Consider the following 20,454-nt stretch of genomic DNA (forward strand, 5'->3'; position numbering starts at 1 on the left):
AAAGCCATGTTGTTTTTGAATACGAGGTATTCGCGCAGTTTTCTTAACCAATTCAAAACGAATAAGGAGCATAAACCGGGTATCTTTAATCCCTCCTTCCCTAAGGGCATACGATGACAACGACGACAGGACGTCCCGCCGTTTCTTTCAAGAACCTGAAAGTCGGTTCGAAGATCTTCAGTGGCTTTGCCGTGATTCTGGCCTTTCTGCTTATCCTGGGTGGGGCCGCTTACTATAGCTCCATTCAGTCTTCCGAAAATCTCTCACTTTACAGGAACGAAAGCAGGATCGCGGAGTTGAGCGGTCAGGCGGATGCAGAGCTGCTGCGTGCGCGCCTTTCCGCCAGCACCTTCCTGTCTTCAGGCGGGGAAGACTATATTGAGGCTTTCCAGGAAGCGGATCGCAAGCTGAGCCAGAATTTCACCAGCGCCCGCGAGTTGATGGCGAAGGAGGAAAGTCGTGCCGCCGTCGACCAGATCCTGGATATCCAGCAGAACTACACCGGCAACTTTGAACGCCTGGTGGAACTGCGAGGTCTGCGGGAGCAACTGACCAGCGACATCATCAACGACATCGGGGCCGAAACGCGCGCCCTGATCACGAGCATTCAGGAAGCGGAACTGAATGGCGAAAACCTGCGCAACATCGCGATTGCCGCCGACATCAACAACGATTTTCAGATGCTGCGCGCTGTCGCGGCGCGTTTTCTCCAGGACCAGAATGCGGCCGCGCGCGAAGAGGTGACGTCTGGACTGCCCGATCTGCAGTCCCGCCTGAGTGGCCTTAGGGAGCAGACACTCGTTCCCGGCCAGGAGGACCGAATCGGCAAGGCCCTTGCTCTTATGGACGAATACCAGGAAGGCTTTTCCGAACTCAGTTCGACAATCGCACAGATGAATGACACGGTCGCCACCATGCTGGACCAGGGGGCGCAGGTTATTTCTTTTTCCGGAAACATCCGTGAGGTGGCGGCCAGGGAGCAGGACAGGGCGTCTGCCCAGGCCGAAAGTGCCGCGGACATGGCCGAGCAGCTTTCCCTTGGCCTTTCCGGTGGCGCCCTCGTCCTGGGCCTGCTGGTGGCCTGGCTGATTGCGCGTGCCATTACCCGGCCGGTGGTGTCCATGACCGGCGCCATGAACCGCCTTGCGAGTGGAGACGAGAGCGTCGAGATCCCGGCGGTCGGCCAGCGTGACGAGATCGGCCAGATGGCCGGAGCGGTCCAGGTCTTCAAGGACAACATGATCCGTTCGCGTGAGCAGGAAGCCAAGGCGGCTGAGCAGGAAAAGCGGGCCGAAGAGGAGCAGAAGCGTGCCATGAATGCCATGGCGGACCGTTTCGAGGAGACGGTGGGACAGATGGTTCAGGCCATCGGCTCCATGGCCAACGAGCTGGAAGCAGCGGCGCAGACCATGACCTCCTCGGCCGAGGAGACCAACTCCCAGGCGGCAAGTGTGTCGGCGTCCTCGCTGCAGGCCTCCACCAATGTACAGACCGTGGCCAGTTCGGCCGAGGAGATGGCGGCCTCCATCCGGGAGATCAGCCAACAGGTTTCCACGTCCGCCAGGACGGCCAATGCCGCGGTCGAGGACGCGGACCGTACCTCGGAAACGGTGAACGTGCTGGCCGGCTCGGCCGAGAAGATCGGCGATGTGGTGAAGCTGATCCAGGACATTGCCGAGCAGACGAACCTGCTGGCGCTGAACGCCACCATCGAAGCGGCGCGGGCCGGTGAGGCCGGCAAGGGCTTTGCCGTGGTGGCCAGCGAGGTGAAGAACCTGGCCAACCAGACCGCCAAGGCGACCGAGGAGATTTCCCAGCAGATCTCCGGCATGCAGGGAGTCACCAGCGAGACGGTCGGGGCGATCGACAAGATCAGCCAGCGCATCCGGGAGAGCCAGGAGATCGCCAGTTCCATCGCAGCCGCGATGGAGGAGCAGGATGCGGCCACCGGCGAGATTACCCGCAACGTTCAGCAGGCGGCCGAAGGCACCAACGAGGTGACCAGTGCTATCGAGCAGGTCAGCCAGGCGGCCGCCGAGGGTGGCTCTGCCGCCGAACAGGTGCTGTCCAGCGCCCGTCAGTTGGGCGAGACAGCCGGCCAATTGCAGAAGGGCGTCGATGACTTCCTGAAGAACGTCCGGGCCGCTTGACCCCGGGCTTGGATTATCCCATTGCGCCTAAGAGAAGGGGGGCTGCTGATCAGCAGCCCCCCTTCTCGTTTCCATTACCAGGTCATCTTGCAGAGGTTGCTTTGGTGGAGACAGAGCAGGGTTGCACGCAAAAGGGGAATTTCTCTCGCTTAACCTTTTCAAAAGGATTCAGGGGCATCCTTCAGTGACCTAACTCTATTATCCGTAGCAGGCTGTAAGACACATGAGTGAGAAGAAAACTTCGCGCGCAGGCTTTTTTGCAAACCTCAGGATCAGCACCAAGATCTTCACCGGCTTTGCCATCGTCCTGGTCCTGATGGCAACACTGGGTATCGTGTCATTTTTGAGTTCCAAGCAGGGTTCGGAGAACCTGGCGACTTATTCCGCGCAAGGAGAGATCGTCGAGCTGACGGGATCCGCGCAATCCGAGATTGTCCGTGCGCGCCTGGCGGTGACGAGCTTCATGAACTCGGGCGCCAGCGCTGATGTCGAGGCCTTCAGGGAAGCAAACCAGGGTGCGATCGAAGATTTCGAGGCGGCCCAGAAGCTGATGCAGACCCAGGAAAACCAGGCGACGGTCGAGCAGATCCTGAGCAACCAGCGCAGTTACAGCGACCTCTTCGAATACCTGGTTAGCCTGCGCAAGCAGCGGGAAGGCATCATCGCCGCGACCCTGAACGCCCTGGGCGCCCAAGCGCGCGCCAGCATCACGGAATTGCAGGAAGCCGAGGTTGCGGGCGAGAACTTGCGCAACATCGGGATCATCGCTGGTGTCAACAACGACTTCCAGATGCTGCGCACGGTCGCGGCGCGCTATCTTCAGGGTGAGAATACAGCCGATCGTGACGAGGTCCTGGAGCTGTTGCCGGATCTGCGTGAACGCTTGGGCCAGTTGGCGGAGACCACGCTGGTTCCAGACCAACCCCAGAAGATCAATGCCACGATCGCCATGCTGGAAAGCTATGAACGTGGCTTTGGCCGCCTGGCAGACACCCTGGACTCTCTGAACGAGCAGGCAGCCGAGATGACGGAGCTGGGACAGGAAACCCTGGCTCTGGCCACAGATATTCAGACTGTTGCCAGAGGCGAGCAGACTCAGGTTGCGGAGGCAGCCGAAACGCAGTCGACCCTGGCTGAACAGCTGGCATTGGGCTTGACGGCGGGGGCCGTTGTCCTGGGCCTGATCGTGGCTTGGCTGATTGCGCGGGTGATTACCCGGCCGGTCAAGGCCATGACGGGAACGATGGACAGCCTGGCTGATGGTGACCTTTCGGTCGAAATCCCGGCGGTGGGACAGAAGGACGAGATCGGCCAGATGGCAGAATCGGTCCAGGTCTTCAAGGACAACCTGGTTCGCACACGGGAAATGGAGGCCGAGGCCGAAGCTCAGAAGCACAAGGCCGAGGAAGAGAAGAAGCAGGCCATGAACGACATGGCGAATCGCTTCGAGGAGACGGTCGGTCAGATGGTTCAGGCCATCGGCTCCATGGCCAACGAACTGGAGGCCGCGGCACAGACCATGACGTCTTCGGCCGAGGAAACGAACTCCCAGGCCACCAGTGTCGCAGCTTCGGCAACCCAGGCCTCGACCAACGTGCAGACGGTGGCGAGTTCGGCCGAGGAGATGTCCGCCTCGATCAAGGAGATCAACCAGCAGGTCTCGACCTCGTCCAAGACGGCAGATTCGGCGGTCGAGGATGCCGATCGTACCTCCGAGACGGTGAATGTGCTGGCCGGATCGGCCGACAAGATCGGCGATGTGGTGAAGCTGATCCAGGACATTGCCGAGCAGACGAACCTGCTGGCGCTGAACGCCACCATCGAGGCGGCGCGGGCCGGTGAGGCCGGCAAGGGCTTTGCCGTGGTGGCCAGTGAAGTGAAGAATCTGGCCAACCAGACGGCCAAGGCCACCGAGGACATCTCGCAGCAGATATCCGAGATGCAGGGCGTGACCAGCGAGACGGTCGAGGCAATCCAGAAGATCAGCCAGCGCATCCGGGAGAGCCAGGAGATTGCCGGTTCCATCGCAGCCGCAATGGAGGAGCAGGATGCCGCCACTGACGAGATCTCGCGCAACGTTCAGCAGGCCGCCGAGGGTACCAATGAGGTCTCCAGTGCCATCGAGCAAGTCAGCCAGGCGGCCTCCGAGGGCGGCTCTGCCGCCGAACAGGTGCTGTCCAGCGCCCGTCAGTTGGGCGAGACGGCTGGTCAATTGCAGAAGGGCGTCGATGACTTCCTGAAGAACGTGCGGGCTGCATGATGGCAGGGCTGTGCATGATGGAAGGGCGGTTCTGAACTTGTCCAAAGGCGGGAGGGTTCGACTGGGATCCTCCCGTCCTGTTTTCGTGGCCTCCCTGCCCACAAGGCTGGAAAACGACAGGGTTAATGTTCCCCATGACAGCCACAGGGGGACTGTGTTAGGCGAAAGAGACAGCCGCCGACTCAAAATAGATGAAATACAAGAATCTAGGCTGCTCGAAACGAATGGGGATCTGATTTCATGATGGTGCTGCCGTTCCTACTGCTGTTTGCCGGGCTGGTCGCCGTGGCCGGCAACAAGCGGGAACTTGGTATGGGGTTGTGGTTCCTGAGTCTGCTGGTGACGCTGGGCCTGTTTGCCATGCATGCCACCGATACACTGTCGCTGCAGTGGTGAGGACAGCCCCATGATCACACCTGAAATGTCGCGCCAACTGAATGCGCTGATCCTGCTGGGGATTGCCGCTATCCTGGGCTTTGCCTTCCTGGATCAGTTCGTGATGGATGACCTGCCGTGTCCGCTTTGCCTGTTGCAGCGGGTCGGTTTTGTCCTGGCTGGCTTCGGTTTCGCATTGAACGTGGTGATTGGGCCGCGTCCCAGCCACTATGGCGTGGCAATCCTGGGGGCGGCCGTCGGTGCGGGTGTGGCGACGCGCCAGGTGCTGCTGCATATCGTGCCGGGAAGCGGGTCCTACGGCGATCCGCTCTTCGGCCTGCACTTCTATACCTGGGCCTTGATCGCCTTCTGCCTGATCATCGTGGTTGCAGCCCTGTTGCTGTTGTTCGAGGACCAGTTCCGGCCCACGCCCGGCATGATCAAGCGGGAAGGCTGGCGCGGCGCGACGGGACTGGGCTTGGTGGCCCTGTTTTTCTTTACGCTGCTGACCCTCGTGAACGCCGGCTCTACCTTCGTCGAGTGCGAATTGGGTCTCTGCCCGGACAATCAGGAAAGCTACCAACTGCTCCAGGAGTGAGCCTCTTCCCTTTCGGCCTATCCGGACATCACAGGAAACGGTATCCAGTCTGCACGAGATCCCGCGGCACCATGTAGGAACGGGTTTCGATGCGCGGGCTGATGCGGCTGCGCTGGCCACCGCCGCCGGCCGGGCCACAGCAGTAAAGCGCCAGGACTTCCTGAAGGGCGGCGGCCACCTGTTCACGTTCCATGGCGCTGACCGCGAGGCGTACGCGCAGGTCTTCGGGCAGGAGGTCCGGATCCTGGTGTGCAGCTTCCTGCCAGAGGGTACCTGAATCGCTGTCGAAGGCGCTGCTGATCCCGATAATGTCCAGACGATGCCGCAGGGTCAGGTTGCGCCTGGCCAGGCGTTTTTCGATGGTTTCCGCGGCCAGCCTGGCTCGCGCAAAGGCATTGGGGCCGGCATAGGAAATCTCGGCCTCGCCCAACCAGTCACCGATGAAGCCCACAGTGGTCTTCAGGCTTTCAGGGCGTTCCTGTCCGCGTGCCCCGCTGACGGCCACGCGGTCCGGGCCAAGCTGTTCCAGTGCCACATCACGGATGTCCAGGACCACATCGGGGGTCATGTAGTGGCCCGGGTCATGGATTTCATAGAGCATCTGCTCCTTGACGGTTCTGAGATCAACAAGGCCGCCTGTCCCCTCGGGCTTCGTCAGGATAAAGCGGCCGTCGGCCTCGACCTGGGCGATGGGAAAGCCGATGTTGTCTGGCTCGGGCACGTCCTTCCAGCCGGGATCCGCAAAGTAGCCGCCGGTGACCTGGGCTCCGCATTCCAACAGGTGCCCGGCCAGGGTGCCGGCGGCAAGCCGGTCGTCGTCCTGCCACGACCAGCCGAAGTGGGCCACCAGAGGGCCGAGGACCAGGGCCGGATCGGCCACCCGGCCCGTGACAACCACCTGCGCGCCGGCGTCTATCGCCTCGGCTATGGCGGCGGCGCCGATATAGGCATTGGCCGAAACCATCTCGCCCTGGGGCGAGGGCTGGTCGCGGTCCGCGTCCCAGAGCGCGTGTTGCTCCAGGTCGATGGACGCGCGGATTCGATGCCCTGCTCTGGTTGGTGAGCTGTGCAGCCTGCCTGCATGTAACCTGGACGGCCAATGAAATCCTGACGACCCTGCCCTGGGCGGAGCCATCGGACATGGTCCTGATCGGGGTTCTGGTCGTCACCATTCTGGAACTGGCCCGGCGCGCCGTCGGCATCATCTTTCCGATACTTGTCATAACCGGACTGGCCTATGCCTTTCTTGGAAACCTGCTGCCCGGGCGGCTGGGGCACAGTGGCTTCGATATCTATACCATCACCGAGACGCTCTATCTCAGCGATATCGGGCTCTGGGGCACGCTGACCGGCATTGCCGCCACGGTCATCGCGGCTTTCGTGCTGTTTGGTGCGGTGCTGCTGCATACGGGTGGCGGGCAGACCTTCATGGACCTGGCCCTGCTGATCTCGGGACGCTCTGTCGGGGGCGCCGCCAAGATGGCGACCGTGGCGTCCGCCTCGTTCGGCACGGTCAACGGCAGCGCCGTGGCCAATGTGGCGACCACGGGCACCATGACCATTCCGTTGATGCAGCGCATCGGTTATCCGGCCCCCTTTGCCGCTGCGGTGGAGGCGGTGGCCTCAACGGGCGGACAGATCACGCCGCCGATCCTGGGGGCGGCAGCCTTCATCATGGCCGAGATGATCGGCATGGAATACCTGCGCATCGCCTTGGCGGCCCTGATTCCGGCAATCCTATTCTACATCGGGGTCTTTCTGACCATCGACCTGGTGGCCCTGCGAAAGCAGGTCGGTTTCGTGCCGCGCGAGGAAATTCCTTCTGCGCGCCAGGCGCTCAATCCTGTGCGGTTGCTGCCAGTGGTTGGGGGCCTGACGGGCCTGATCTGGATGCTGGTGGCCGGGCGCTCCGTGGCCTTTTCAGCGGCGTTCGGGATGGCCTGTATCGTCGTGCCCTACATAGTATTGAATCTGGCCATCTACCGCCGGCCCAGAGAAACCCTTCGGGCGCTTCTGGATGCCCTCGTTGCAGGTGGCAACGGAGTGATCATCATCGCCCTGATGTTGGCCGGTGCACAGATACTCGTTTCGCTGATCAACATGACGGGTATTGGCGTGAAACTCTCGTCCCTGACGGTCGCGCTTGGGGGAGAGAGCACGGTGCTGGTGGGTCTGATTGTGGCCGTTGCCTGCCTGATCCTGGGGATGGGCATTCCCACCACGGCGGCTTACGTTCTGGTTGCAGCCGTCATGGCTCCAGCCCTGATCGCGATTGGCATCGAACCGTTGATCGCGCACATGTTCGTTTTCTATTACGCGACGATCTCGGTCATTACGCCGCCCGTCTGTATCGCGGTTTTCGTCGCCGCTTCCCTGGCCTCCACGCGATGGTGGCCGGTGGCGGTCAATGCCGTACGCCTGGCCGCCGTGACCTACATCATACCCTTCATGCTGCTTTCCTATCCGGGTCTGGTCTGGTCCGGCAGCGGTCTGGATATCTTCGAGGCCGCGCTTTCGGGGAGTGTCCTGGTGGTTTGCTCGTCCATCCTGCTTTCCGGCATGCCAACACGCGGGCGCTGGGTGTTCTCACTGGCCTTGTATGGTCCAGCTGCCGTTCTTGCCCTGGTACCCGCCCATTGGGCACTTGTGGGGGCCGTGGCATTGACGATTCTTGGCCTGACCGTCGGGCGACCGTTCAGCCGTGCACAGATACGTCAGTCTGCTGGATAACCGTGTGGTTGGAAAAACAGGCCCATTACCCCATTTCAGTAACAGGCCGCCGCATTCAAGCTGTTCTTGCGGCAAGTCATCAGTAGTGAACATAACGGGGTAGATCCATGGATTCAGTTGAAGCAAACGGCGCACGCATTCCCAAGATCGGTTTCGGGACCTTCCAGCTGGATGCGGATGTGGCGCGTGCACGGGTGCGCGATGCGCTGGATGCCGGCTATCGGCACATCGATACGGCACAGATGTACAAGAACGAGGATGCCGTTGGTGCTGGCCTGCGGGACAGTGGCCTGCAGCGCAAGGATATCTTCCTGACTACCAAGGTCTGGCCGGACCGCTTTGCCGATGGCGACCTGCAACGTTCGGTGAACGAGAGCCTGGACCGCCTGAAGCTGGATTACGTGGACCTGCTGCTGCTGCACTGGCCCAATCCGGAGATTCCCCTGTCGGAAACCATCGGGGCACTGAACGATGTGCGCAAGCGCGGCCTGGCCAAGCACATCGGCATCAGCAACTTCAACGTTGCCCTGATCCGCGAGGCTGTGGCCGCTTCAGAGGCGCCGCTGGTAACCAACCAGGTGGAGTATCATCCTTGGCTGTCCCAGGACCCGGTGCGCCAGGAACTGGAACGTCACGGCATGGCACTGACCGCCTATTGCCCCATCGGTCAGGGCAAGCTGCTTGAAGAAGCGGTGATCCAGCGCATTGCCAAGGCCCACGGCAAGGAGCCGGGGCAGGTTGTCCTGCGCTGGCACTACCAGCAGCCGGATGTGATCGCCATTCCGCGCAGCTCGAAGGCCGAGCGGGTGCGCAGCAACCTGGACATCTTCGACTTCGAATTGAGCGAGGCCGAGATGCAGCAAATCTCGGGCATGGCGCGTTCGGACGGACGCATCATCAATCCGGCGCACCTGGCACCCGCTTGGGATAATGCCGCCTGACTCTTACGAGGGTACATACTGGATGCTGAACAAAAGGCCTCCCGGACGGGAGGCCTTTTTGCATGAAACTGCGCCCAAATGGCTCACTTCATTGCAGGACAACTTCCTGTAGACTGCGCGAGATTCGAGCGATCCGGCATCACCAGGATCATGGAGGGAGATTGAGCCATGCCAAAAGGTCTGTTTGACAACAAGGTGGCCATCGTCACGGGCGCTGGTTCCGGCATCGGGGCGGCGATTGCCCGCGAGCTGGGCCGCGAAGGCGCGGTCGTGGTCGTGAGCGACGTCGAGGCCAAGTCTTCCGAAGCGGTGGCCGAAGAGATCCGCAAGGCCGGGGGCAGGGCAGAAGTTTGTACCGCGGACGTGGCCGATGCCGGGGCCGTGGAAGCCCTGGTGGACTTCGCGGTCAAGGAATGCGGCGGCCTGCACCTGGCGGTGAACAATGCCGGCATCGGCGGGCCCAGCGAGAAGACTGGCGACTATCCCCTGGACGGCTGGCGCCAGGTCATCGACATCAACCTGAACGGCGTGTTCTATGGCCTGCGCTACCAGATACCGGCGATGCTGCAGAGCGGCGGCGGCGCCATCGTGAACATGGCCTCCATCCTGGGCTCCGTGGGCTTTGCCAAGGCCTCGGCCTACGTGGCGGCCAAGCATGCCCTGGTCGGTCTGACGAAGACTGCGGCCATGGAGTATGCCACCGAGGGCGTTCGCATCAATGCCGTGGGGCCGGCCTTCATCGACACGCCGCTGTTGTCGAAGAATCTGGATGAAGAGACCCTGGGCCAATTGGCAAGCCTGCATCCGGTGCAGCGCCTGGGCACTGCGGAGGAGGTTTCCGCGCTGACCTGCTTCCTGCTGTCCGAGCGGGCAAGCTTCATCACGGGCAGCTATCACCTGGTCGACGGTGGATACACCGCCCCGTAGGGTTCAGAGGGCAATGGCGTGAACCTTGGCGACGCCATCATTCCCCTGGCCCTGTCTCTGGCGGCGGGTCTGCTGATCGGTCTCGAGCGCGGATGGCACGCGCGTGCGGCGGCGGAAGGCAGCCGTGTGGCTGGTGTGCGTACCTTCGCCCTGCTGGGTTTGCTGGGCGGCTTTGTCGGGCTGTTGGCTGAAGCCAGCGAACTGGCCGTGATCGGCTATGGCTTTGTCGCCGTGGCGGCCGTCCTGGTGGCTGGGTACGTCGTAAGCGGCCGGCAAGGTGGCGATGTCGGCGTCACAAGTCTGATCGCCGCCTTGCTGACTTTCGCCTTCGGGGTGGCGGCAAGCCTGGGCTACATGTTGGAAGCGGCCATGGCGGCGGTCGCGACAGCCCTGCTGCTCGGTTACAAGTCTTTGCTACACCGCTGGGTCGGTGCGCTGGAACCCGTGGAACTGCGGGCTACACTGAAGCTGTTGGCCATCTCGGTCATCGTGCTGCCGCTGCTGCCCGATCGGGGTTATGGCCCTTGGCAGGTCCTGAACCCCTTCGAAATCTGGTGGATGGTGGTGCTGATCGCCGGGATTTCCTTCAGTGGTTATTTCGCCATGCGGATTGCCGGGCCGGAAAAGGGCGCGCTGTTGACCGGCCTGTTCGCCGGTTTGGCCTCCTCGACGGCACTGACCCTGCATTTCTCCCGCCTGGCGCAACGTCATCGCGGTACTGCCGCAACCGCCAGCTATTCCCTTCTCTCGGCCGGGATACTTGTGGCCTGCGGCACCATGTTCCCAAGGATGCTGGTGGTGGTGGCCATCATCCATCCAGCACTGCTTCCGTCCTTGCTGCTGCCGGGCCTGCTCATGGCCTGCGTGACCTATGCCGCGGTGCTGTTGCTCTGGTGGAAGGGAAAACACGCCGCAGAGGACAAGGCCCCGGCGCAGCTCAGGAATCCCCTGGAACTGGGTTCAGCCCTGGTGTTCGGGGCCCTGTTGGCCCTGATCCTGCTGGTGGCAACGGCCCTCGAACAGTCTCTGGGGGAGAGCGGGTTGCTCGCTGTCGCCGCGGTCTCTGGGGTGACCGACGTGGACGCCATAACCCTGGCGTTGGCCCGGATGAGCCGAGAGGGGACGACGCTGGAGCTGGCCGCTCTGGGCATCCTGCTGGCCAGTGCCGTGAACAGCCTGGCCAAGGGTGCCCTGGCGGCAGGTATCGGAGGGATGGCCCTGGCCTGGCGCGTGAGCCTTCCTCTTGGCCTGGCTGCGGCCGGCGGCCTCCTGCTGTTCTGGGTACTGGGAGGGGCCGTCGTTCATCTGTGACGCCGGTTGTCAGGCAGTCATTCACCCTTCAAACCGGGACAGGGCACCTGGAAGCGTCCCGGTCCCAGGGAAACCACCTCACGCGTGCGGTCGAAGAATTCGCCGCTGCCTGTAAGCGTGGTTCCCTCCAGGTACAGGAGCGGGCTGTCCAACGGCGCGCCGAAGGGATCGTTCCAGCCGTCTCGGTGATCTCCTCGATATGGACTTCCCCTCCAGACGCCCGCCCACCAGGGTGACCTCTCCCTGGAAGGCCTGGCCCTCACCTGTCTGGGCCATGCGCGCCAGATCTAGCCCCTTCATGCCCGCGGGCAGGGAGAAATCGCGCTGGATTTCTCGCAATATCCGGGCGCCCAGGGGATTGGCGCGCTCGGGGTTCTGGAAGCGCTGGAACTGGCCGTTCCAAGAGGTATGGAACGCCATGAGCGTGGGCATGGCGTCAGGTTCGGTTCCGTCGATGGGGGCCAGGGCCGTGGCTTTGTAGCTCTTGCCGGGCTGCAGGTCGTCCTGTGTGGTGCCGGGCAACTGAATGACGAAATGACTGGCAGTCCGTGGGCTCCAGCCCGTTGCGCCGCTGTGCTGGATCCAGATGGGATTGCCGAGCTGTCCGCTATCCAGCGTGAAGGCGTTGGGGTTGGAAACCTCCAGGATCACATCGCGTTGCTGCTCGTCCTGGGGGATCAGGACATTGAGCGGATCGAAGTCGTTGCCACCTCCGGACTTCGGGTCACCGGATGCCCGGCCCATCAAATCCATCAAGGCATCGACCTGATCTTCGGCATTGCCGGCGTCCCGGATCTCTTCGGCGCGTTTCTTCAATGTCTCGGCCCGTTCCTGGACGCTCTTCTTGGCCTTTTCTCCCGAAAGGGCGCCGCTCATCAACAGGCCGTCGCTGGTGAGTGTCGCCACGGGCTGGGCACAAGCCGAGCCCGTCTCCGTGACCAGGCCGGAGAGGGAGAGCCGGGCCTGGCCCGGAGGCGTGCGGCCTTCGGCATAGAGCTCTTCTGGTGCGCGGGGCCCTGTGATGGAGACCTTTGCACGGAAATCAGGGATGTGATTCAATTCGGGCATGCACATTGCTGATTGGGGGGGCGGTTATGGCGCAGAAATCGGTTGGTCAGCTGGGTTTCGGGGATGCCATGGTTGCGGAGAGTCGAGTGCGGCGAGAGGATCGCCTGGGACGGATCGAAGGGCTCCTCGACTGGTCCCGCTTCGAAGCTCTTTTGTCGGGCCTGTATCCCTCTCGCCGTGGCGAGCCGGCTTATCCACCGCTCTTGATGTTCAAGGCCCTGCTGCTGCAGCGCTGGTACGGCTTGTCGGATCCGGGCCTTGAGGAGGCTTTGGACGACCGCTTGTCGTTCCGGCGCTTTGTGGGTTTGAGCCTGAGCGACCCGACGCCCGATCATACCACCCTGCACCGCTTTCGGGACCGCCTGGAGCGGGCGGAGTTACTGGAGAAACTGACGGCCGAGCTGGCGCGCCAACTGGACGAGAAGGGTGTAATCCTGCGTCAGGGAACGCTGATCGACGCCTCGCTGGTCACCTCTGCGGCACGGCGCCCGCGCATGTCCGAGGGCCGCACCAGTCCCGTGGACCCTGACGCAACCTTTGGCACCAACAATGAGCGACGCCGGTATGAGTTCGGCTACAAGCTGCATATCGCTGTGGACCAGACAAGTGGCCTGGTTCGTGACCTGCGGGTTTCGCCGGCCAATCGCCAGGAGATCGACTTTGCCTGTGATCTGGTTCAGGGGGACGAGGCGATGGTTTATGCCGATCGCGGGTATGACAGCCGGCGCCTGCATGACTATCTGGAGGAGCGGGAGATCAAGAACGGCGTGATGCGGCGCAACCGGCGTGACAAGCCGCTCAACCAGATGGAGACCTTGCGCAACTACGCCCTGGTCCTGGCCAGGCGGCCGGTGGAGAAGGTCTTTGGTACGCTCAAACGCTCCTATCGCCTGAACCGCCTGCCGCACTTCTCGCTGTCGCGCAACACAGCCTGCCTCACGCTGGCCTGCTTTGCCTACAACCTCAGACGCCTGGACAGGTTGCTTGCGGGATGAGTCTGCCTGGAATTCGCTCAAACGGGCCACAACAAGCCCCCATCAAGGCCAAATCACCAAAAAGCTCCTCATAAACCCGCCTGATCGAGGGTGTGTTATGGGGTTCATGTCTTAGCTCAGCACCAAGTACCTACCGCGCAAAGGTCTCGTGATGAGGAGGTCCTCGTTGAGGGCGTCAAGCATGGCATCGGACGCGCATTCGGCCAGTTTCGGCACCGCGGCTGGTTCGCAGACCTCTTCAGCCGCCAGAGCTGGCTGCAGGGAAAGGCAAAAGGGCAAGAGGACGAACAGCCCTCTTTATAGGAAATGACGACACTTCATCGGGCAACCCTTCCCTGTTTAGGATCCGCTGTGTGGAGAGCGTGCGAGCTCAGCTGTCTGCTCTTGACCCTTCCAGCTCGGTGGTCAGATCCGGATTGCGTGCTGAAAAGGTCCCCCTGTCCAGGCGCAGGCGAACGGCCCAGAGGATCGTGCCCATGGCCAGCAGGCTGCCCAGCAGGATGTCCCAGCCGAAGGGGATGACATCCAGTCCGCCGCCGAAGCCGCCCAGCCAGGAGAGCAGGGTGAGGCCGACCAGGTAGGGCACCAGCCAGAGCGCGCTCCGGGCATCCACGTTCCACTGTCCGCTACGGGTTTGAACGATCGTGAACAAAACACCGCCCAGGGCCAGTGCGAGCACGAGGCGCCAGGTGTTGTCCCAGCCAGACCAGTAGATCACCAGGGTGGCGACGATGAAGGCCAGGCTTGCCACCGGCCAGGCGAGCGGCAGGCGGAACCCGCGCTCGGCCTCGGGCATCTGATAGCGCAGGGCCAGCAGGGCGATGGGCCCGATGGTCAGCGACAGGGTGATGGCCGAAGAGTTGAGGGCCACCAGTTCCTGGAAAGGCAGAGCCAAGAAGGCCGCGATGCCCAGTGCCAGGTTGAGCAGCAGGGCATTGAGCGGGACCTGGCGTTCGGACAGGCGGGTCATGAGTTTGGGGAAGAAGCCGTTGCGCGCCAGGGCCAGGGTGATGCGCGCATTGGAACCGGTGGCCACGAGCGCACCGCCGAAGGGCGCGATCACGGCCCCGGCCAGGATGACGCTGGACAGCCAGACCATGCCGAGCGCAACGGCCAGGGCGCCCAGCGGCCCCAGCTGATGGCCGCTTTCAAGCTGGGCCCAGCCCTTGGCCAGGGAGTCCTCGGATAGCGCCCCGATGAAGGAGACCTGCAGCAGGAGATAGAGCAGCAGGCAGATCAGAACCGAAAGTCCCAGGGCCACGGGCATGGTGACCTGAGGGCGGCGCACCTCGCCGGCCATGTCGATGGCGTGCCGGAAGCCCAGGAAGGCGAAGAGCACGCCCCCGGCGGGTATGGCCGAAAGCACACCCTCCCAGCCCATGGGGGCGAAGGAGGGGCTGGTGGTGAAGTTGGCGCCCTGGAAGCGATCGGCGATGATCAGGACCGCCACCACGATGGGCACGATCACCTTGAAAACGGTCAGTCCGGCGTTGAGCTTGGCGAAGAGCGCGGCGCCGAAGGCATTGATCACCGTCATGATGGCCAGGAAGACGATGGCAAAGGCGATCCCCAGGTAACTTAGTCCGTGACTGGCTGAACCGCCAGACAGCCAGGGCAGGGGCCCCTGCAGGTACTGCAGCATCACGGTGACCTCAATGGGGGCGGCCAGGACATAGCCCAACCAGGCCGTCCAGCCCATGGCGGCGGCCGCCAGCTGGCCATGACTGTAGTAGGGAATGCGTCCCAGGCCGCCGGCCACCGGAAGGCAGGTGCAGACCTCGGCAAAGGTCAAAGCCAGCAGCATCACGGCCACGCCGCAGATAATCCAGGACAGCATGGCGGCCGGTCCGGCATGCTGTGCGGCATTGATCGGTGCGAACAGCCAGCCGGAGCCGACGACACCGCCCACTCCGATGCAGGTCAGACCGACGACGCCGATCGAGCGCTTGAGTTCCATGGAGCCCCCCGAATTCTTTGAAACCCTTGTATTTTTGTCGGCACTATAACGCCTTGAGAGTCACGGGTCATCCGAAGCATGGGCAGCGCAGTGCGCGCATGGGACTTCCGTGCGCTCAGGGGACCTGATATCAGGGGATAGAAGCTAGATTACGGGAGCGGGGAAGGATCCCCGGCCAGGATGTCGCAGTACGAACATGCGCTCAAAAGCCTGCGCGCCGCGCTGGATGACGGCACCTATGCTCCGGGCAAGCGCCTGCCGCCCGAGCGGGAGCTGGCCGCCATCCTGGGTGTGGGCCGCCGGACCCTGCGACGGGCCCTTGACCTGCTGGAAGCTGAAGGGCGTGTCTGGCGCCATGTGGGACAGGGAACCTTTGCCGGCCCGCGCCCGCAGCGGCAGGTTGCGGACATCGCGCAGCTGACCGAAAGCACCAATCCCTCGGAGATCATGGAGGTCAGGCTTGAGGTCGAACCCCGCCTGGCCGCCTTTGCGGCACTGCGCGCCACACAGCGCGAAATTGACGAGATCTGCTATTACGCCGAGAAGAGCGAGTCCTCCACCAATATCGAAGCCTATGAAATCTGGGACAGCAAGCTGCACAGGGCGATTGCGCTGGCTGCCCACAACAGCCTGTTCCTGGGTCTGTTCGACACACTCAATGCCGTGCGGGCGCAGACGGCCTGGGGGCGCTTGCGCGAGACCGTGATCGATGACCGCCGCCGGAAGCGCTACGCCGCGGATCACTCCCGCCTGGCCGAAGCCATTGCCGAACGTTTGCCGGAGAAGGCCGCCGCCTGCATGCAGGCGCATTTGCGCATGGTGCAGAATGATCTGGTCGGCGGCGCAGACCTGTGGACCGGGCCGCGGCAGGATAAGCCGCGGCCCGGTGACTCATCCGGCCTGGAAGGCCGTGAAAAGGTCGTAGAACAGTCTGAGTGACGTGGCCAGGAGGAAGAGCGCGAAGGCGATCTTCAATTTGCCGGGCTTGATGGTGTGGGCCAGGCGCGCGCCATAGGGTGCCAGCAGCGTTGTCGTCGGCACAATCAGGCAGAAAGCCACCAGGTTGACGTAGCCGATGGTCAGCGGCGGACGCCCTTCGACCCCCTGGCCACTGATCAGGAAGCCGATGGCACCGGGAATGGCAATGACGATGCCGACAGCGGCGGCCGTGCCGACGGCGCGGCGGATCGGATAATTGCAGGCCGAGAGCAGCGGGACGGTCAGGGTTCCGCCGCCAATGCCCATCATGGTCGAGATCATGCCTATGAAGCTGCCAAGCAGGCTTCGCAGGGGTTCGCCGGGAAGGGATTCCGCCAGGTTCAGCGTATTCTCGCCACGCAGCATGCGCAGGGAGACCAGCAGGGCCACCACCGCGAAGACGGCTGCCAGTATATTGCCGTTCAGGTAGGCGGCCACGACGGTTCCTATGACGACCCCTCCCAGAAGCGGGGCCACCCAGCGCTTTAGCAGCGGCAGGTCCACAGCCTCACGGCGATAGTGCGAGCGGGCCGAGATGATGCTGGTGGGAATGATGATGGCCAGCGAACTGCCAACCGCGACATGCATGCGAATGGCTTCCCCGACATCCATCAGGGCCAGGACGTGATAGAGGGCAGGGACGATCACGATTCCGCCGCCAACCCCAAGCAGACCTGCGATCAGGCCGGCAAAGGCGCCGACCCCGAGCATGGCGAGTGCCCAGAAGATCAGGAGAAGCGGCTCGTTGAGGATGTCCATTGGCGAGAATCCCGAAGATGCAACCGTCCGCAAAGGCGGGGAAGGTGTATGTGGCAAACAAGGGGTTTATGATAGCAATAACAAATTGGTTCTCAAGGCTGGAGCCAGAATTTCGGAGAAAAACTTGAAATCCTGTGCCCTGATGGCTAATCATGACGGTGAAAAGCAAGAAGAATAATGAACCAATATAATATTGGTTCCTACCTTACCATCAGACTGTTGTCTGCGGTACAGTGGATGGCAGTGTACAAGGAGCACAATCGGGAGATGGCAATCATGAGTTTTCGAAAGACATCACTGACTCTCGCCTGCACGTTGGCCGCCGGCCTGGTGCTGGGCGGTGCTGCTGCGGCACAGGATTTTCCTGATGGCCCCGTCGAGATGATCGTGCCCTGGGGTCCTGGCGGTGGCAGTGACACGCTGATGCGGATTGTCGCCAACCACGGCGAAGAGTACCTGGGTGCGTCCATTCCGGTGATCAACCTGCCGGGTGTCAGCGGTACACAGGGGCTGGAAGAAGCCCGCGAGCGCGACGCGGATGGCTATACCATGGCCCAGATTCACGAAGGCCTGCTGGTCTCGCACTACACGGGCGTTACCGACGTTCACCCGGATGACTTCGAACCGGTCGCCTCGTTCACCCTGTCGCCGCAGTATGTGGTGGTGAACGCGGACACACCCTGGGAAACCTTCGACGAATTCGTGGAATACGCCAAGGAAAACCCGGGTGAAGTGACCTTCGGGGTGACCATGGCGGGCGTGCCGCACCTGCATGCCGCCATGATCGAGGATGCCACCGGCGCTGAATTCTCCTATGTCGGTTATGAAGGCACCGGCGAGCGCATCCAGGCCCTGGTCGGCGGTCATATCGATGCCGCGATCGGCGATATCGCTTCGTCGCTGGAGTTCGTGAAGAACGACGATCTGCGCTTCCTGGCCACGGGTGCCACGGAGCGTATCGAAGCCACCCCGGATGTTCCAACCTTGCAGGAACTCGGCCACGATCTCGAGCTGACGATCAACCGTGGCCTCTTCGTGCCCAAGGGTACGCCGGAGGAGCGGATCGAAGTGCTCGAGGAAAGCCTGAGCAAGCTTGGGGATGACGAGGAATTCGTCGAGCAGGTGAATGCCGCCGGTGCTGAGGTGGTCATCCGCAATCGGGAGGACTATGCCGAATATATGGATGACCTCGACCAGACCGTTTCCAACCTGGCCGAACACATCAAGCAGTGATGACGACATCGTCTGACCGGACCTCCTCCGCTTCCGTCACGGAAACGGAGGAGGGGCCGGCAAAGCAGGACAGGAGTGCAGGGGGCGCCAGCAGATCGGCGCTCCTTCACCTGTTGTTGAACCTGGCCATGCTGGTCATTTTCGCGTTCCTCTTCGTGGTGGCCGGGGACCTGCCCGATTCCGCCTGGGAGCCGCTTGGGGCCTGGGCCTTTCCGCGCTTCGTCCTGGGCGCACTGATCCTGCTCAATCTCGCCATGATCGGGCAGAACCTGCCAGGCGCCGTAAAAGAAGTGCAGGCGCGGCACGGTGAGATGGCGGGGATCGTGGCCACTGGGGTTGCGGAAAAGAAACTGGTCATCCTGATGCTGGCCCTTTTCGGCGTCTACGTCGCCGCTTTCGGGCTGGTGGGCTATGCGGTGGCGACCTTCCTGTTCATCGTGATCGCCCAGTTTGCCGTGGGTCCCAAGACCCTGGCGAATGGGGTAACAGCCGTGATCATCGCGTTGGTTGCCTCCGTGGGCGTGGAGTATTTCTTTGCACGTGCGCTCAGCGTTTTCTTGCCGGGCGGATTCTTCTAGGCAGGACGGGGCGAAGGCCATGATCTTGTACCGGTTCGGGACAACAGGGAGCCGAGAACGCCATGTTTGAGGGTTTGGGAGGCGCGCTGGGGCAGATTTTCCAGTTGGCGACGATTGCCACGATGTTGATCGGGGTCGTGGCCGGCCTCGTTGCCTCGGCCATTCCGGGATTCACGATCACCATGGCCATCGTGCTGACCTTGCCGCTGACCTTCTACATGCCGGCAATACAGGGGGTGGCCACTATGCTGGCCGTTTATGTCGGCGGCCTTTGTGGCGGCATGATATCGGCCGCGCTGCTGAGCATTCCGGGAACCCCCTCAGCGGTTGCGACCACATTCGATGCCTTCCCAATGGCGCGCAATGGCGATCCCGGACGCGCACTCGGCCTGGGCATCTGGGCCTCGTTCTTCGGAACCATCATCTCGGTCATCGTTCTGGTCCTTGCGGCTCCACCGCTGGCGCTCATCGCCATCGAGCTGGGCCCCTGGGAGTACTTCTCCCTGATCGTCTTTGCCATGACGGTGATTGCCAGCCTGGTGGGGGAATCCATGCTCAGGGGCTTGATCGCGGGCATCCTGGGCATGTTCCTGGCGACCATCGGGGACGACCCAATGATGGGCGCCCAGCGCTTCAGCTTCGATCTGCGCATGCTGCAGGCCGGCCTGCCTTTCCTGGCCGTGCTGATCGGCATCTTCGCGGTCAGCCAGCTGTTGAGCGAACTGGAGGATGTCGGTCGGGTCCAGCGTGGCAAGGCGCTGGTCGACAGCCCCATCGTATTTCGGCCCTTCCAGTTCATGCGCGAGGTTCTCTCGCGGCCTGTGAATCTGATCCGCTCGTCCCTGATCGGTGTCTTCATCGGTGCCGTTCCTGGCGCCGGCGGTTCCATCGCCAATCTGCTGGCCTATGACCAGGCGCGGCAGGCCTCGAAGACACCGGAGAAGTTCGGCACCGGGATCCCCGAAGGCGTCGTGGCCTCGGAATCCGGCAATTCCTCGACCGCCGGCGGCGGCCTGATTCCCATGATCGCGCTGGGCATTCCCGGCAGCGCCGTTGATGCCGTTCTGATCGCGGCCCTGATGGTCCACGGCATCAGCGTCGGGCCGCGCCTGATGGTGGACAACCCGGAACTGGTCCAGAGCATTTTCGTTGCCATGGTCGTGGCCGCGGTGATGATGCTGGTGATCGCATTGATGACCATGCGCTATTTCCTGATGGTCACCAAGGTGCCAAAGCACATCATCGTGCCTCTGGTGCTGGTCTTCTGTGCCGTTGGTGTGTTTGCGCTCAACAACCGCGTCACCGACGTCCACCTGCTGTTCTTCGTGGGCGCGCTGGGCTACCTGCTGAAGAAGATGGACTATCCGCTGGCGCCGCTGGTGCTGGGCGTGATCCTGGGGCCGATTGCGGAGACGAACCTGCGCCGGGCCCTGATGGCGAATGAGGACTGGACGCAGTTCTTCACACGCCCCGTATCGGCGGGTTTTCTGGCCCTGGCCGTGATCTCGATCCTGTTGTTCATCCGTTATCGCTATCGCCAGCGAAAGCAGCGAGAGCCACGAAACAGCAGCTGATGGCGAACAAGGCCCATCCA

Annotated in this window: 17 protein-coding genes and 1 pseudogene; 14 read left to right on the top strand and 4 right to left on the bottom strand. The window is 62.5% G+C overall.

Going from position 1 to position 20,454, the window contains the following annotated elements; genetic code table 11:
• Positions 1–113 precede the first annotated feature (113 nt).
• From G502_RS21515 to G502_RS0111440, 4 genes are all read left to right on the top strand, one after another.
• Entirely contained in the window at positions 114–2,150 is a 2,037-nt protein-coding gene (locus tag G502_RS21515; protein WP_022728803.1) for a methyl-accepting chemotaxis protein, read from the top strand.
• Positions 2,151–2,373: 223 nt separating this feature from the next.
• Entirely contained in the window at positions 2,374–4,410 is a 2,037-nt protein-coding gene (locus G502_RS21520) for a HAMP domain-containing methyl-accepting chemotaxis protein (protein WP_022728804.1), read from the top strand.
• Positions 4,411–4,650: 240 nt separating this feature from the next.
• Positions 4,651–4,806: a DUF5993 family protein gene (locus G502_RS22455; protein WP_022728805.1), complete on the top strand. Its 156-nt coding sequence runs from the start codon at positions 4,651–4,653 to the stop codon at positions 4,804–4,806.
• A 10-nt stretch (positions 4,807–4,816) separates the two neighbouring features.
• Positions 4,817–5,383 (top strand): disulfide bond formation protein B, encoded by a 567-nt coding sequence (locus G502_RS0111440; protein ID WP_022728806.1) that lies wholly within the window; start codon positions 4,817–4,819, stop codon positions 5,381–5,383.
• A gap of 28 nt (positions 5,384–5,411) precedes the next feature.
• Here the strand turns inward: G502_RS0111440 and G502_RS19905 are convergent, their stop codons facing one another.
• Positions 5,412–6,518: an acyclic terpene utilization AtuA family protein gene (locus G502_RS19905; protein ID WP_081649795.1), complete on the bottom strand. Its 1,107-nt coding sequence runs from the start codon at positions 6,516–6,518 to the stop codon at positions 5,412–5,414.
• Here G502_RS19905 and G502_RS19910 point away from each other — a divergent pair.
• From G502_RS19910 to G502_RS0111465, 4 genes and pseudogenes are all read left to right on the top strand, one after another.
• Positions 6,425–8,113 (top strand): annotated as a pseudogene (locus tag G502_RS19910) (TRAP transporter permease); the annotation flags it as partial. The gene G502_RS19905 and the pseudogene G502_RS19910 sit on opposite strands and share 94 nt — an antisense overlap.
• A gap of 107 nt (positions 8,114–8,220) precedes the next feature.
• Positions 8,221–9,054: an aldo/keto reductase gene (locus G502_RS0111455; RefSeq protein WP_022728809.1), complete on the top strand. Its 834-nt coding sequence runs from the start codon at positions 8,221–8,223 to the stop codon at positions 9,052–9,054.
• A 168-nt stretch (positions 9,055–9,222) separates the two neighbouring features.
• Positions 9,223–9,981 (top strand): SDR family NAD(P)-dependent oxidoreductase, encoded by a 759-nt coding sequence (locus G502_RS0111460; protein ID WP_022728810.1) that lies wholly within the window; start codon positions 9,223–9,225, stop codon positions 9,979–9,981.
• Between the two features lie 18 nt (positions 9,982–9,999).
• Complete coding sequence (locus tag G502_RS0111465) at positions 10,000–11,292, top strand: MgtC/SapB family protein (RefSeq protein ID WP_022728811.1); 1,293 nt, start codon at positions 10,000–10,002, stop codon at positions 11,290–11,292.
• A gap of 78 nt (positions 11,293–11,370) precedes the next feature.
• On the opposite strand, the gene G502_RS0111470 is transcribed toward G502_RS0111465, so the two are convergent.
• Complete coding sequence (locus tag G502_RS0111470; RefSeq protein ID WP_022728812.1) at positions 11,371–12,360, bottom strand: hypothetical protein; 990 nt, start codon at positions 12,358–12,360, stop codon at positions 11,371–11,373.
• Positions 12,361–12,386: 26 nt separating this feature from the next.
• Between G502_RS0111470 and G502_RS0111475 the strand changes: the two genes are divergently transcribed.
• Complete coding sequence (locus tag G502_RS0111475) at positions 12,387–13,355, top strand: IS5 family transposase (protein ID WP_022728813.1); 969 nt, start codon at positions 12,387–12,389, stop codon at positions 13,353–13,355.
• A gap of 370 nt (positions 13,356–13,725) precedes the next feature.
• Here the strand turns inward: G502_RS0111475 and G502_RS0111485 are convergent, their stop codons facing one another.
• A complete protein-coding gene (locus tag G502_RS0111485) occupies positions 13,726–15,312 on the bottom strand; it encodes an APC family permease (protein ID WP_022728815.1) in 1,587 nt (528 codons plus the stop codon).
• Positions 15,313–15,492: 180 nt separating this feature from the next.
• Between G502_RS0111485 and G502_RS19915 the strand changes: the two genes are divergently transcribed.
• Positions 15,493–16,251 (top strand): FadR/GntR family transcriptional regulator, encoded by a 759-nt coding sequence (locus tag G502_RS19915; RefSeq protein ID WP_022728816.1) that lies wholly within the window; start codon positions 15,493–15,495, stop codon positions 16,249–16,251.
• On the opposite strand, the gene G502_RS0111495 is transcribed toward G502_RS19915, so the two are convergent.
• Complete coding sequence (locus tag G502_RS0111495; protein ID WP_022728817.1) at positions 16,204–17,049, bottom strand: sulfite exporter TauE/SafE family protein; 846 nt, start codon at positions 17,047–17,049, stop codon at positions 16,204–16,206. The two genes, G502_RS19915 and G502_RS0111495, sit on opposite strands and share 48 nt — an antisense overlap.
• Here G502_RS0111495 and G502_RS22290 point away from each other — a divergent pair.
• The 4 genes from G502_RS22290 (at position 17,042) to G502_RS0111510 (ending at position 20,434) form a co-directional block, all read left to right on the top strand.
• On the top strand, positions 17,042–17,227 hold the full coding sequence (locus G502_RS22290; RefSeq protein ID WP_155957843.1) for a hypothetical protein: 186 nt from the start codon (positions 17,042–17,044) through the stop codon (positions 17,225–17,227). The genes G502_RS0111495 and G502_RS22290 overlap by 8 nt on opposite strands.
• 98 nt (positions 17,228–17,325) lie before the next feature.
• Positions 17,326–18,282, top strand: coding sequence for a Bug family tripartite tricarboxylate transporter substrate binding protein (locus G502_RS0111500; RefSeq protein WP_026989380.1), 957 nt, complete (start codon positions 17,326–17,328; stop codon positions 18,280–18,282).
• The gene (locus G502_RS0111505; RefSeq protein WP_022728819.1) at positions 18,282–18,860 is read left to right on the top strand and encodes a tripartite tricarboxylate transporter TctB family protein; all 579 of its coding nucleotides are present in this window, start codon (positions 18,282–18,284) and stop codon (positions 18,858–18,860) included. The genes G502_RS0111500 and G502_RS0111505 overlap by 1 nt, the downstream gene beginning before the upstream one ends.
• A gap of 62 nt (positions 18,861–18,922) precedes the next feature.
• Positions 18,923–20,434: a tripartite tricarboxylate transporter permease gene (locus G502_RS0111510; protein ID WP_022728820.1), complete on the top strand. Its 1,512-nt coding sequence runs from the start codon at positions 18,923–18,925 to the stop codon at positions 20,432–20,434.
• The last annotated feature ends 20 nt before the right edge of the window (positions 20,435–20,454 follow it).

Origin of the sequence: Fodinicurvata sediminis DSM 21159, from assembly GCF_000420625.1 — a bacterium.
Classification (GTDB): domain Bacteria; phylum Pseudomonadota; class Alphaproteobacteria; order Kiloniellales; family DSM-21159; genus Fodinicurvata; species Fodinicurvata sediminis.